This window comes from Aquamicrobium segne, from assembly GCF_042656785.1.
GTDB classification, from domain to species: domain Bacteria; phylum Pseudomonadota; class Alphaproteobacteria; order Rhizobiales; family Rhizobiaceae; genus Mesorhizobium; species Mesorhizobium segne.
Genome location: NZ_JBHSLL010000056.1, coordinates 1 through 14,003 on the forward strand (window position 1 = coordinate 1; position 14,003 = coordinate 14,003).

A 14,003-nucleotide genomic window follows, 5' to 3' on the forward strand; every position below is an offset into this window, starting at 1 on the left:
ATCAAAGCGTAACATCTCTACTCGAAACGTGTCCGCCAAAGTCTCGTAAATCCTCATCAACGCAAAACCGAAGTCTTACTCCAAGGACAAGCAAAACCATGCCGCCCACGCTTCTCTTTCTTCAATATGAAATTGTCAAAGAACAGACATATAAATATGTCAATAAACTGGTTGCCCTTTTAATCGGGCCGCCGAAGACTTGCTACTGCTTATCTCTAGCTGCTGTCAACTCCGCATCGGTTAAACTCACTGGCTTTGTTTAGAGCGAACTCTTCCGCCGCCAGCGGCACCGCCGTCGTTGATGAGGCGTATATAGGGTGGACCTGCCCGAAGAGTCAACAGCCATTTTCAAGTATTTTGAATTTTTTGTGACAAAAGTTTTTGTCCCGTCTTTGCTGTATTTTTATCCTTTTTTTCAGTCCGTGTTTTCGATCTGCAAAAGACCGGCCCAGGCCCTATTGCCGCCGCATTAAAAACCCACACCCGTCTGGCTGCACTTAATCTGCTGGCACACTCTTATATGGTGATGCGTGCTAAAGAGCAGCAGCATCAGGTGACGCTTTCATTGACTTGCCTGCGCAAGGCGGGCAAATGTCAGCAACACAGATGAACCGTATCGCAACCCCTACCGGGAAAGAAGCAGCCATTCCGGATGCCGGACACCGACGAGGTCATAGCCAAACTAGGCAATGAGCCACCCCTTGCAGCAGGTGGCCGCACCACCCTTCCCGATCGGCGGGAGGTTTCTGCACGCTGGCTTTCGGGAACCTTTTTGACCGGAGTTACATCCAGCGTCTTGATGGGCGTTGCCTTGTTTGCAGCTCTGGATGGGCGCCAGCAACTGGCCACCCCTCCCGAGATCGCTGAAATGGCCAGCCCCGCCCCCAGCGATGCTTCCGGGCAAAAGGCCAAAAAACCCAGGGTCAGCCCGACCCGCCAGATTTCCCGCGCCAAAGACCGCCGCCGCATGGATGTTTCCATGGTAACCAAGGTTGGTGACCGTGAAGTGATCCACTCCATCCCGCTGGTGCAGGTCAATATGGCGCTGGCTGCCGCCTATACAACTACAGCTTCTTATCCAGCCTTTGATCCGCTGCGTGTTTTCAGTGATGACAGCAAAACCACAACTCCCCCCACGACAGCACTGGCCGGACTGCTCTATGGAGCAAGGGTTGAGAGTGAGATCAGCCTTAAAACCATAGATTTTCCGATTTCCACGGCCTCCTTTGACGAAAAGGCCGGGCTTTCAGCCGAGGAGGTTGAAAAACTGGTGCGTGAAGCAGCCGACAATCTTTCGGAAGGCTCCATTCAGGTCGCCTCTCTTCATTATGTTGATCCACAGCGCTTCGGCGATCAGCTTACCCAGAGCCTGGCCGGCTCTTATGCCATTCGCATTGTACAGGAAAATGTCTCACTGGCCCCCCGGCCAGACGGAGAAGAAGGTGTTGCGCCGGTCTTTGCCGAGGAAATCATCCCCTTCCGGCAGGATCGCAAGATTATCGAAGCTTTCGCCGAGTCAGGCTATGAAGGTGACGATGCCAAGGGCATGAGCAGCGCCATCACCAAGCTGCTCAATGCCCCGGCATTGAAAGCTGGCACAGTGTTGCGGGTCGGCCTGGAAATACAGGATGATGTTGCCCGCATCGTGCGCGCCGGTGTCTATGATAAAACCCGGCATATCGTCACCATCGCCCGCGGCGATGACGGACAATATGTCCCCGCTCACGAGCCGGAGCCCAATCCCGAACTGCTGACAGCTTTCGATGTATCGCCACCGGTGCAGACGCGCAGCAATCTGCCGACCGTTTATGATGGCATTTATCGTGCCGCCTATTCTTATGGCATGTCAAAAGAAATGACCCAGCGGCTGGTCCGACTGCTGGCCTCCAATGTTGATTTCCAGTCACGAACCACGGCTTCAGATCGTCTGGAAGTGCTGTTTTCACAGCCGGATGAGAGCGATGCAGCTTCTGAAAACTCTGAACTGCTTTATGTCTCGGCCAATATTGGCGGCCAATCCCGCAATTTTTACCGTTTTCGCACTGAAGACGGCTCCTTCGATTATTTTGATGAAAACGGCTCCAGCGCCCAGCAGTTTCTGCTGCGAAATCCGGTGCCAACCGGAAAATTCCGCTCCGGTTTTGGCGCACGCAGACACCCCATATTGGGCTATACGCGTATGCATACCGGCACCGACTGGGCGGCTCCGCGCGGCACACCAATCATCGCCGCCGGTAATGGCGTTGTGGAAAAGGCCGGATGGGCTGGCGGCTATGGCCGGCAAATCCTGATCCGCCATGCCAATGGCTATGTCAGTTCCTATAATCACCAAAGCGGCTTTGCCAAGAATATCGCTCCGGGCGTGCGCGTCAGGCAGGGGCAGGTGATTGGCTATGTCGGCTCAACCGGCCTGTCGACCGGCCCGCATCTCCATTATGAATTGATCGTCAATGGCACCAAGGTCGACCCCATGCGCGTCCGTCTGCCGGTCGGCAAGGTTTTGAAAGGCGAGGAACTTGCCGCCTTCAAGCGTGAAAGCAAACGCATTGACGAATTGCTGCATCAGCAGGACCGCAATCTCCTCAAGGTCGCAAGCACCGGCAAGAGCGAAGGCTAAAGCATTTTGTGAGTATAGATGGAATCATCTGACTGCAAAATGCTTTAATCCACAAACTCAACGGTAACACCCGGCTTTACCAGCCTGGCAAGTTCGGATGCGTCCCAATTGGTCAGCCGCACACAGCCATGGCTGGAGGTCTTGCCGATTTGCGAAGGCTCCGGCGTGCCATGGATGCCATAGGTCGGCTTGTCGAGCGCAATCCAGATGGAGCCGACCGGGCCATTCGGCCCCGGTGGAATGGTCAGCACCTTGTCATTGTCACCCTGCTTGAAATTGATCTTCGGATTGTAGGTGTAATTGGGATTGACCGCGATTCGGGTCACCGCATGGACACCCGACGGCGAAGGTGTCGCTTCAGAGCCGATGGTCGCCGGATAGGCAGCCACCAGTCGGCCCGTTTGATCATAGGCCCGAACCTGCCTGCTGCCCTTGTCGGCAACAATGCGCGCAACGGGTGTGGCAACCTGTCGGCCAAAATTGGCAACCTTGATAATGGTTCCGGGCCTGTTGAAATTGGCTTGTGGGTTCAAAGCCTTCAAAAACGCCTCATCCATATGAAAGCGCTCGGCCAAAGCCTCGGTCACCGACGTATAAGACAGATGCTCCAGTTGCGCCTTGTCGCCGTAATCTGCGGGCACGGATGCAATATAGGGTCCGGCAGCATCCTCATTGGTGATCTCATAATGTGCAAATGCGTCACCGCCCGTATTGGCCAGCGCTTCGGTAATCGCAATCGCATCCGTAGAGCGCAAAGTCTGGCCGGTAATTTCCCGATAAACGGCAAGCGCCTTTTCCACATTCGAGCCGAAGCGCCCGTCAATCACGCCGGGCGATGCGCCCACACGATCCAGCAGCACCTGCAAATTGGCGATTTCTTCACGACTGCCCAGTGCAAGAGACGAATCAACCCGCGTCGATGGCGTCACCGGATTTGATGCCGGATTTGATAATTGCGGAGCACTGGCCTCAGGCGGTGGCGAAGGCGGTTCAAGCGAAGCCTCATCAAGCGGACGGCGTTCAATTGCTGGCGACTCACCCCCTTGCCTGAAATTTTCCGGCGGCTCACGCAAATCCCTCATGGGCGGTTCAGGAAAAATCTCATATCCGTCGCCCGAATAAGGATCATAGACACGCGCTTCTTCCTCGCGCTGTCTTTGCAAAAACTGCTCCATGTCATCTGGATCGTCATTATAATAACGCTCCTGCTGCGACTGGCGGCGCAAGGCACGTCTGTCTCTGCGTAAAACAGGGCGCGAATCGGGTGGTTCAACCGCAATCACCTCACCCGTATAGGAATCGACGATCACCCTGTTGCCCAGACCATCATAATAGACTTCCAGATCGCCATATTGCGCCAGCATAAGCAAATCAGAGCCACGGGCAGGCGGCGAAACCGCGTCACCGGCACCCGTTCCATAGGCGGCCATCGCATTGGCCGAAAACAGCACCGCCGCAAGCACTGAAGCGGGCAAAAAAACATGCGACATGAAAACAAAACTCTCCATGCAGCCGCTTGCTTCCAAGCGAATCAATCATTGCAAGGCATCATCACGCCCCGAACCGGATAATCACAATAGATTTCCAGCATGAACCGGGCATGAAGATGGCCGCAATGCTGCGGCCATCTTTTTCAGGCATATCGTGCAGATTTACGCTGCCCGGATTGTTTCATCAGCACTTGCCGCACTGCGAAAATTCAGGCGATCAGAGCCAGAGGTGACCTTGACGATTGACCCATCAAGGATTTTTCCTCCCAGAAGCTGCTCGGCCAGCGGGTCCTGCAACTCTTTTTGAATGACCCGCTTCAAGGGGCGTGCCCCATAGGCTGGATCATAGCCCTTGTCTGCCAGCCATTCGATGGCGTCATCTTCAAGCTCAATGCGGATCTTGCGATCGGCCAGCAGCCTGCCCAGCCGCTCAAGCTGGATTTCAACGATTCGGCCCATATCCTGACGGCGCAGACGGTGAAACAGAATCACTTCATCCACACGGTTGAGAAATTCCGGCCGGAACGAGGCTTTGACAACCCCCATCACCTCATCACGCACCGCATCGACATCCTGATCATCGCGCAACTCGACAAGATATTGCGCGCCAAGATTGGAGGTCATGACAATCAGCGTATTGCGAAAATCAACCGTGCGCCCCTGCCCGTCAGTCAGGCGGCCATCATCGAGCACCTGCAACAAAACGTTGAACACATCCGGATGGGCTTTTTCGATCTCGTCAAACAACACCACCTGATAGGGCCTGCGCCGCACCGCTTCGGTCAGCGAACCACCTTCCTCATAGCCGACATAGCCCGGAGGCGCGCCAATCAGCCGGGCCACAGAATGCTTTTCCATGAATTCCGACATGTCGATGCGCACCATGGCGTTTTCATCGTCAAACAGGAATGCGGCCAGCGCCTTGGTCAGCTCGGTCTTGCCAACACCCGTGGGCCCAAGGAACATGAAAGAACCGATCGGCCGATTCGGGTCCTGCAAACCGGCGCGCGCCCGACGCACGGCCTTTGATACGGCCTGAACCGCCTCACCCTGACCGACAACGCGTTTGCCGATCTCATCTTCCATGCGCAACAGCTTGTCGCGCTCGCCTTCCAGCATCTTGTCAACCGGAATGCCGGTCCAGCGCGACACGATATGGGCAACATGATCGGGCGTGACCACCTCTTCAACCATATTGCCCGACGCCTCATCATGGGCTTCAGCCTCGGAAAGCTGCTTTTCCAGTTCTGGAATGCGGCCATAGGCCAGTTCACCGGCCCGCTGGAATTCACCCTTGCGCTGGGCAATGGCCAGTTCATTGCGCGCCGCATCCAGATCTTTCTTCAGATCGGCGGCAAGACCAAGTTTCTGCTTTTCCGACTGCCATTTGGCCGTCAGTGCAGATGACTCTTCTTCCAGATCGGTCAGTTCCTTTTCAAGCCTTGCCAGACGGTCTTTCGAGGCCTCGTCCTTTTCGACCTTCAATGCCTCACGCTCGATCTTGAGCTGCATGATACGGCGGTCGATCTCATCGAGCATTTCAGGCTTGGAATCGACCTGCATGCGCAATCGCGAGGCTGCTTCATCGACCAGATCAATGGCCTTGTCGGGAAGAAAGCGATCGGAAATATAACGGCTCGACAGGCTTGTGGCCGAAACCAGCGCCGAATCGGAAATGCGCACCTTATGGTGCTGCTCATATTTTTCCTTCAGACCGCGCAGAATCGAGATCGTGTCCTCAATCGTCGGCTCATCAACAAACACCGGCTGGAAACGCCGCGCCAGCGCCGCATCCTTTTCAATATATTTGCGATATTCATCAAGTGTGGTGGCGCCCACACAATGTAGTTCACCACGCGCCAAAGCCGGCTTCAAGAGGTTGGAGGCATCCATTGCCCCATCGGCCTTGCCAGCGCCAACCAGCGTGTGCATTTCGTCGATAAACAGAATAATGCCGCCAGCCGCTGCCGTGACCTCATTGAGCACAGCCTTGAGGCGCTCCTCAAACTCACCGCGATATTTTGCACCCGCAATCAATGCGCCCATATCAAGCGCCATCAATTGCTTGTCCTTCAACGATTCGGGCACATCACCATTGACGATGCGCAAGGCCAGCCCCTCGGCAATCGCCGTCTTGCCAACGCCCGGCTCACCAATCAGCACCGGATTGTTCTTGGTGCGCCGCGACAAGACCTGAATGGTGCGCCTGATCTCCTCATCACGGCCAATCACCGGATCAAGTTTTCCCAGCCGCGCATCGGCAGTCAGATCACGCGCATATTTTTTCAGCGCATCATAAGCCTGTTCGGCACTGGCTGAATCGGCAGTGCGCCCTTTGCGAAGATCATTGATGGCCTCATTGAGCGCTTTGGGGCTCAAGCCTGCTTTTTTCAAAATATCAGCCGTTTTGGCAGAGGTTTCCATAGCCAGCGCCTGCAACAGACGCTCAACCGTGACAAAACTGTCGCCCGCTTTTTTTGCCAGTTCTTCAGCGGTGGAAAACACTTTGGCCAGCGGCTGGGCCAGATAAAGCTGCCCATTGCCGCCTTCCACCTGCGGCAAGGCTTCAAGCGCCCCATCCACACCCAGTTCCACATCTTGTGAACGCCCACCGGCACGCTCGATTAGCGATGAGGCAAATCCTTCCTCATCATCGACCAGCGCCTTCAAAATATGTTCAGGGGTGAACTGCTGATGATTGCGATTGAGCGCATATTGCTGTGCAGACTGGATAAAACCGCGCACACGTTCGGAATATTTTTCAAGGTTCATATATCTGTCTCCTGCCATCACCGGCCTGCTTTGCAGCACCGGATCAGATTATGGTGACGAACCTGCCCGATCCGGGCCAGGTCCACTCACAACAGATATGGGGCGCGGGCCTGCTTCTCTCAAGGAGCCCCGACAAGCATTTTGCAATCAGGCAAACAGAAAGATAAATCAGGCCTGTCAGGCGTCCGATGCAGCCACCTCGGCCGGCGCTGCCTCTGCAGCTTCCTTGGCAGCGGCCGTAATGCGGGGCCGACGCGGGCGGCGCGGCTTGGCCACCGCTTCCGTTTCAGTCTCCTTGACCTCTGCGGCGGCAGCAAGGGATGCAGGGTTCAAATCTGCCGGAACAGGCGAAGGCGTTGCCTTGGCAGGCTCCAGATTTTCATCGGCACTCTTTTCATCGCTGGCTGTCGCATCCGCTTTTGCCGCATCGGCGTCAGCATCAACCCGCCTGGCTCTCTGGCGCGGCTCGCGCAGGCGGCGAACACCCCGACCTCCAGATTCACGACCAGAGGCTTCACGGCCAGAAGAGTCACGGTTTTTCGTGTTTTCAGCCGATGTTTCAGCATTCAGCGCCACTTCGGCTGGAACGCCTTCAATCTCGGGCTGCGGACCCGACCCGGCTGCACCATGGCCTTGCCCTGCATGGGCGTCATTCTCATGACCCCGGGCAGCCGTCTCGACCTCGTGGTCCTCATCCCCGTCATTGTCAAAATCATCGCGAACCGGATGCGCGGCCTGAACCGGCATCTGTGCCTGAGCGGCTGCAATGATCCGGTTATAATGTTCAGCGTGCTGAAGATAATTTTCCGCAATCACACGGTCGCCTGAACTCATCGCATCACGCGCCAGTGCCGCATATTTTTCGGCAATCTGTTGCGCAGAGCCACGAATTTTCACGTCCGGCCCATTGCTCTCATAGTTACGGCTAAGAGGATTTGGCCCTTTACGATTATTAGTGTTGCCGCCGCTATTATTGCGGCCGCGCATACGCCTGTTTTGCTGTTGTGGCCTCATCCGAGTCTCTTCAGTTGTAAATCAAGAAAAACCTGTTGTGATGGCAGTGGTTACATGGTCAGCCTGCCTGCTGCCCCGCCGGTGTTTGCCTGCCTTGCGCCGCCCTGTATCCGGTCCCTTGTGTATCCGGTCTCTTGTGCTCGCCCGCATTGTCTGCGTTGGCGTCACGTGTCACCTTGCTCCGGTCACATAACACTTGCCAAATATTTTCCAGCGAAGCATTCAGCGCTTGTTTGCGCGAGTGGCAGCCATGCTCAAGAAATCTGAAATCTCTTAGATTGAATCTCTTAAAGAAATCCGCCCGCCTCACCCGTTCGGCTGGTAGTGACCCTAGCCATGTTTGCAAACCTTGCCAAGCGTTATTTCGTCGCGCAGCAAGTTCTTTACGCAGTTGCGAACAATAAAACCCGGTCATTTCCAGCCAGATCAGTCATTGCACGCATCAAGCAAAAACCTGCATTTGCAAAGATTGCGGTAACCGCCAGCCGCTGGCTGCTGCCAATTTCAACAGCAATCACACCATCCGTCTCAAGATGAGAAGCGGCATTTCTTGCGATGATCCGATAAGCGTCAAGCCCGTCTTTACCGCCATCAAGGGCGCGAAGTGGATCAAACAATTGTACTTCCCTTTGCAGGCTCGCAATCTCTTGTGAGCATATATAGGGAGGATTTGAGGCAATCACATGATAGCGACCTGAAATTTTTTCAAACCAGTCGGATTTCAGGGCTGTAAAGCGTGTGGAAAGTCCAAGGCTGGTCGCGTTGCGCGCCGCAGTTGCCAGCGCATCACCTGAAATATCAACGCCGACAGCCTCTGCTTCCGGCACCTGAGCAAGCAGGGCAAGCGCAATGGCCCCCGTCCCCGTGCCAAGATCAAGCACACGACATTTTCCGTTGCGTGTCACGCTCTGGCGCAGAAACGGCAACAGCCCGTCGATCAGGGTTTCCGTATCAGGCCGCGGCTCCAGCGTCTGCGAAGACAGCGACAAGGACAGGCCATAAAACTCACGAAACCCGAGAATGCGGTGAACCGGCTCGCCCCGGCTACGGCGCTCCAATGCTGCTTCAACCTGCGCAACAATGCTTGCCTTGACCGGCATGTCGGGCCGCGCAATGGCGTCACTGCGGCTTGTGCCGGTAAAATGCTCAACCAGCAGCCGCGAATCAAAGGCAGGATCCTCAATGGCTGATTCGGTCAGCTTCTGCCTTGCAGATTGCAGCAATGCGGCAAGGGTCAAGCAAGTGCTGGAAACCGTCATCACAAGGCTTAGCCTTCACCCATATCAGCAAGCAGTTTTGACTGATGATCTGCAATCAGCGCATCGATGAGTTCATCCAGTTCGCCCAGCATCACCCGGTCGAGCTTATACAGGGTCAAATTGATGCGATGATCACTCACGCGCCCTTGCGGAAAATTATAGGTGCGGATTCGCTCCGATCGATCCCCTGAACCCACCTGCGATTTGCGCGCTTCGGAACGCTCTTCTTCGGCGCGGCCACGCTCCAGATCAAACAGGCGCGCGCGCAAGATCTGCATGGCCCGCGCCCGGTTCTGGTGTTGCGACTTTTCTGCCGAAACAACCATGATGCCGGTTGGCAAATGGGTAATCCGCACAGCCGAATCGGTTGTATTGACGTGCTGGCCGCCCGCACCTGATGCCCGCATCGTATCAATGCGAATATCTTCAGCGCGAATATCAATATCGACATCTTCGGCTTCAGGAAGCACTGCCACGGTAGCGGCTGAAGTGTGAATGCGCCCCTGCCCCTCCGTTTCGGGCACACGCTGCACCCTGTGCACACCTGATTCGAATTTCAGATGGGCAAACACGCCCTTGCCGGAGACACTGGCAATAATTTCCTTATAGCCGCCAGCATCACCCTCATGGGCTGAAATCACCTCGAAACGCCAGCCCCGATTGCTGGCATAGCGCTCATACATGCGAAACAGATCGCCGGCAAAAAGGGCAGCCTCATCGCCGCCGGTACCAGCACGAATTTCCAGAATGGCGTTTTTCTCATCCGCAGCATCTTTTGGCAGAAGCAGGATCTGGATTTCATGCTCCAGCGTCAAAAGACGCTCTTTCAGCTCCGGCAATTCAGCCTCGGCCAGATCACGCATATCCGCATCGATGGCCTTGTCGCTCAAAAGAGCTTCAAGATCGGCCTGCTCATGTTCAACGGCACGCAAAGCGCGAACTTTGCCGACAATCTCCTGAATTTCAGAATATTCCGAAGCCATTTTGACATAAGCATCCGGCTCCGGCCCGGCAGCCATCAATGCTTCGAGCATCTCGAAACGTTTGACAACCTGGTCCATGCGGTCACGGGGCAGAAGGGTCATGCGCGCTGGGCTTCTTCAAAGAGGAATGGAATGATCGTCGGCGAAAGCCTGCAACAGCGCCCGCATTGAAATATCATTGGCGCCAGCAGAAAGATTATCCTCAAACAAGGCTTCCAGTTCCGCCACCGGCAATTCGGCCAGCATCGTCTTGACCGGACCGATTGATGCCGCCGACATGGAAATGGACCGGAAGCCAAGCCCGATCAGAACCATGGCCGAGATCGGCTTGCCCGCCAGTTCGCCACAAAGCGTTACCGGGGTCTGATGGCGACGGCCCGCATCGGCAATGCTTTTCAACACCCGCAAAAACGGAATCGAAAGCGGATCGAAACGGTCCGCCATGAGTGTATTGCCGCGATCAACCGCCATCACAAACTGGAACAGGTCGTTGGAACCGACCGAAACAAAATCCACCGCCTGCATCAACTCATCGAGCTGAAACAGCAAAGAAGGCACCTCAATCATTGCCCCCAGTTTCAGACTGTTGGGCAAAAGATGCGCAAAACGCGACAGATGGCGCACTTCGCGGTCAATGATCTCACGCGCCTGCGCAATTTCACCCAGTTCCGTGACCATGGGCAGCATCAGCTTCAATTCACGCCCACCGGCAGCTTTCAGCAAGGCGCGGATCTGGGTGCGCAACAGGCCCGGCCGGTCAAGTGTCAGGCGAATGGCGCGCCAGCCCAGGGCCGGATTTTCTTCCTGTGTGCTGTGCTTGAAATAAGGCAGCACCTTGTCGCCGCCTATATCAATGGTGCGAAAAGTCACCGGCTTGCCGCGCGCCGCATCCAGCACCTCGCGGTAAAGCTGCTCCTGGCTTTCGGCGCGGGGGAATGTCGAGGCCACCATGAATTGCAACTCGGTGCGGAACAGGCCAATCCCCGCCGCTCCTGATTCGGCCAGTTGCGGCAGATCAACCACAAGACCGGCATTCATCAACAGATCAACCGGCACACCATCGCGCGAAACAGAGGGCTTGTCGCGCAACTCGCGATAAAGCCTCTGGCGGCGGGCGCGAAACCGCACTTTTTCAGCATAGGCCGTCTCAAGATCGGATTGCGGACGCAAATGCACCGAGCCTTCGTCACCATCCACAATAATAGCATCGCTATTTTCGGCCATGGACACTGCGCCCTTGACCTGCCCGACCACCGGAATGCCGGTGGCGCGCGCCACAATCACCACATGGCTGGTGGCCGCCCCTTCTTCCAGAACAAGGCCACGCAGCTTGTCACGCGGATAATCGAGCAATTCGGCAGCGCCCATCGAGCGGGCAACGATGATTGCATCCTTGGGCAATGCGGCCGCCATATCCTCAGGCCCGGTTCCCATAAGCTGGCGCAACAGGCGGTTGGCAAGATCGTCAAAATCGCTCATCCGCTCGCGCAGATAAGGGTCGGTCATATGGATCATGCGCGCACGCATGTCGCTTTGAACCTTTTCAACGGCGGCTTCCGCCGTCAGCCCGTTGCCGATGGCTTCTTCCAGACGCCGCACCCAGCCCCGATCATAGGCAAACATGCGATAGGCTTCCAGAACTTCGCGATGCTCGCCCTCAAAGGCAACATCGCGGCGCTCCAGCATGTCGTCGATGGAAAGCCTGAGCGATCCCAGCGCCGTTTCCAGCCGCCGGATTTCATCCTCACTATCTTCATTGAACAAATTGGTGACCACGACACGTGGCTCATGCAGCACCACATGACCAAGCCCGATCCCGTCATTGAAGGAAGCGCCGTCAAAAGACACCGGACGCCGCAGATCAAGTTCAAGGCCGGGGCGCGACAGGCGCGCCAGATCGCCGGTGGCGATCATTTCGGCAATCACCATCGCCGTGGTTTCCAGCGCCTCAACCTCATCATCGCGATAGCTGCGCATGGTCTTGTTTTGCACGACAAGCACACCCAGCGTGCGCCCGGCGCGAAGCAAGGGTACGCCCAGAAAAGAGCGATAAATCTCTTCGCCCGTCTCCGGCAGATAGGCAAAAGCGGGATGTTCTTGTGCGTTCGACAGATTGAGCGAACGGGCGCTGGCGGCAATGGTGCCGACAAGGCCCTGCCCAAGGCGCAATTGCACCAGATGAACAGAGGACGGGTTCAAACCTTCGGTGGCATAAAGCTCCAGAACCGAATCGGCGCGCAGCACATAAAGCGAGCAGACCTCGGCCACCATATTGGACGCAATATCACGCACGATCCGGTCGAGCCGCTCCTGCGGCTCCAGCGGCTCTTGCATCAGCTCGCGCAATCGTTTCAGCAGAACCCGTGGGCCGACCGCCGTTTCTCGCATAGCGGCGTCTTTCTCCAATAGCCGCGCCGTCCTGTTTCCGTACCCGTCACCTGCCGGTTTACAGACCCGCGGCCTTTAAATCTTGTCCAGACCATATACGGAATGGAGCGTACGCACTGCAAGTTCCGTGTAAGGTCCGTCAATCAGGATGGAAATCTTGATTTCCGAGGTGGTGATCGCCCGGATATTGATCCCCTTCTGGGACAGCGCCTCAAACGCAGAGGCCGCAACACCGGCATGGCTGCGCATACCGATACCGATCACCGAGACTTTGGCCATGCCCTCATCATGCTGGATGACATCATAGCCAACGGTCTCTCGCACCTTTTCCAGCACCGACAGCGCCTTGGCGATATCGCCTGAAGGCACGGTAAAGGTCATGTCGGTGGATTTTCCGTCCTCAGAAATATTCTGGACGATCATGTCGACATTGATGCCGGCTTGCGCCAGCGGGCCAAAAATTCCGGCGGCGACACCGGGGCGGTCAGCGACACGGCGCAATGAAATCTGCGCCTCATCCTTGGCATAGGCAATACCGGTAACGACCTGCTGTTCCACGATTTCTTCCTCGTCGCAAATAAGCGTTCCAGGCGGGTTGAAAAGATCGTCCATGCCCGGAGCATCCGGCTCCACAAAGGACGAGCGTACAAAGGTGCGCACCTTGTGGACCATGGCCAGTTCAACCGAGCGGACCTGCAACACCTTGGAGCCGAGCGAAGCCATTTCCAGCATCTCTTCAAAAGTGATGCGATCAAGGCGGCGCGCCTTCGGCTCCATCCTCGGATCTGTGGTATAGACACCATCCACATCCGTATAAATATCACACCGATCCGCCTTGACGGCAGCGGCAATAGCCACAGCGCTGGTGTCAGAACCGCCGCGTCCCAATGTGGTGATGCGATTATCCGGCCCCACCCCCTGGAACCCGGCAATCACGGCCACCTGACCCTCACCAAAGCGCTTGATCAGGAAAGAGCCATCCACCTCCCTGATACGGGCGGCACCATGTGAATTATCGGTGCGAATGGGGATCTGCCATCCCAGCCATGAGCGGGCGTTTACCCCCATATTCTGCAAGGTAATGGCCAACAGGCCTGCTGTCACCTGCTCGCCTGAAGCAACCACGGCATCATATTCACGCGCATCATGCATGGGCGAGGCTTCGCGCGTCCAGCCGACCAGTTCATTGGTCTTGCCCGCCATCGCCGAAACCACCACCGCCACCTCGTGGCCGCAATCAACCTCGCGTTTGACATGGCGCGCCACATTGCGAATGCGGGCGATGTCGGCAACGGAAGTTCCGCCGAATTTCATCACAATACGCGCCATGGAAGCGAAATGCCCTTAAAAATGGCGGGAGCGACCCGGAATGGAAATCTGAAAGCGCCCAAACAAGGTGCGGGCGCCAATGCGCGGTCTCATTAGCCAAAACATGCTTTGGGCGCAAGCGATTGCCGCATAAACAGCCAAATGCAACTTG

At 56.2% G+C, this 14,003-nt stretch carries 8 protein-coding genes; 1 reads left to right on the top strand and 7 read right to left on the bottom strand.

Annotation, left to right across the window (positions count from 1 at the left end; all coding sequences use genetic code 11):
• The first annotated feature begins 652 nt into the window (after positions 1-652).
• Positions 653-2,617 carry a M23 family metallopeptidase gene (locus ACFPLB_RS14600; protein WP_378230923.1) on the top strand — a complete coding sequence of 655 codons (1,965 nt, stop codon included), beginning with the start codon at positions 653-655 and terminating at the stop codon, positions 2,615-2,617.
• A gap of 44 nt (positions 2,618-2,661) precedes the next feature.
• Here ACFPLB_RS14600 and ACFPLB_RS14605 read toward each other — a convergent pair whose 3' ends face one another.
• The 7 genes from ACFPLB_RS14605 to ACFPLB_RS14635 form a co-directional block, all read right to left on the bottom strand.
• A complete protein-coding gene (locus tag ACFPLB_RS14605; RefSeq protein WP_378230925.1) occupies positions 2,662-4,107 on the bottom strand; it encodes a L,D-transpeptidase family protein in 1,446 nt (481 codons plus the stop codon).
• A gap of 162 nt (positions 4,108-4,269) precedes the next feature.
• A complete protein-coding gene (gene clpB, locus ACFPLB_RS14610; protein WP_378230927.1) occupies positions 4,270-6,879 on the bottom strand; it encodes an ATP-dependent chaperone ClpB in 2,610 nt (869 codons plus the stop codon).
• A 177-nt stretch (positions 6,880-7,056) separates the two neighbouring features.
• Positions 7,057-7,893, bottom strand: a complete 837-nt coding sequence (locus tag ACFPLB_RS14615) for a DUF4167 domain-containing protein (protein ID WP_378230929.1) — start codon at positions 7,891-7,893, stop codon at positions 7,057-7,059.
• Between the two features lie 383 nt (positions 7,894-8,276).
• Positions 8,277-9,152 (bottom strand): peptide chain release factor N(5)-glutamine methyltransferase, encoded by an 876-nt coding sequence (gene prmC / locus ACFPLB_RS14620; RefSeq protein WP_378230931.1) that lies wholly within the window; start codon positions 9,150-9,152, stop codon positions 8,277-8,279.
• 8 nt (positions 9,153-9,160) lie between these two features.
• Positions 9,161-10,237, bottom strand: coding sequence for a peptide chain release factor 1 (prfA, locus tag ACFPLB_RS14625; RefSeq protein ID WP_378230933.1), 1,077 nt, complete (start codon positions 10,235-10,237; stop codon positions 9,161-9,163).
• Positions 10,238-10,252: 15 nt separating this feature from the next.
• Positions 10,253-12,523, bottom strand: a complete 2,271-nt coding sequence (gene ptsP / locus ACFPLB_RS14630) for a phosphoenolpyruvate--protein phosphotransferase (RefSeq protein ID WP_378230935.1) — start codon at positions 12,521-12,523, stop codon at positions 10,253-10,255.
• 75 nt (positions 12,524-12,598) lie between these two features.
• A complete protein-coding gene (locus tag ACFPLB_RS14635) occupies positions 12,599-13,852 on the bottom strand; it encodes an aspartate kinase (protein WP_378230937.1) in 1,254 nt (417 codons plus the stop codon).
• Positions 13,853-14,003 lie beyond the last annotated feature (151 nt).

Excerpts from the sequence above, each read along its gene's own strand:
- ACFPLB_RS14600 (WP_378230923.1), top strand. The coding sequence starts at position 653 with ATGCCGGACACCGACGAGGTCATAGCCAAACTAGGCAATGAGCCACCC.
- ACFPLB_RS14605 (WP_378230925.1), bottom strand. The coding sequence starts at position 4,107 with ATGTCGCATGTTTTTTTGCCCGCTTCAGTGCTTGCGGCGGTGCTGTTT.
- clpB (WP_378230927.1), bottom strand. The coding sequence starts at position 6,879 with ATGAACCTTGAAAAATATTCCGAACGTGTGCGCGGTTTTATCCAGTCT.
- ACFPLB_RS14615 (WP_378230929.1), bottom strand. The coding sequence starts at position 7,893 with ATGAGGCCACAACAGCAAAACAGGCGTATGCGCGGCCGCAATAATAGC.
- prmC (WP_378230931.1), bottom strand. The coding sequence starts at position 9,152 with ATGACGGTTTCCAGCACTTGCTTGACCCTTGCCGCATTGCTGCAATCT.
- prfA (WP_378230933.1), bottom strand. The coding sequence starts at position 10,237 with ATGACCCTTCTGCCCCGTGACCGCATGGACCAGGTTGTCAAACGTTTC.
- ptsP (WP_378230935.1), bottom strand. The coding sequence starts at position 12,523 with ATGCGAGAAACGGCGGTCGGCCCACGGGTTCTGCTGAAACGATTGCGC.
- ACFPLB_RS14635 (WP_378230937.1), bottom strand. The coding sequence starts at position 13,852 with ATGGCGCGTATTGTGATGAAATTCGGCGGAACTTCCGTTGCCGACATC.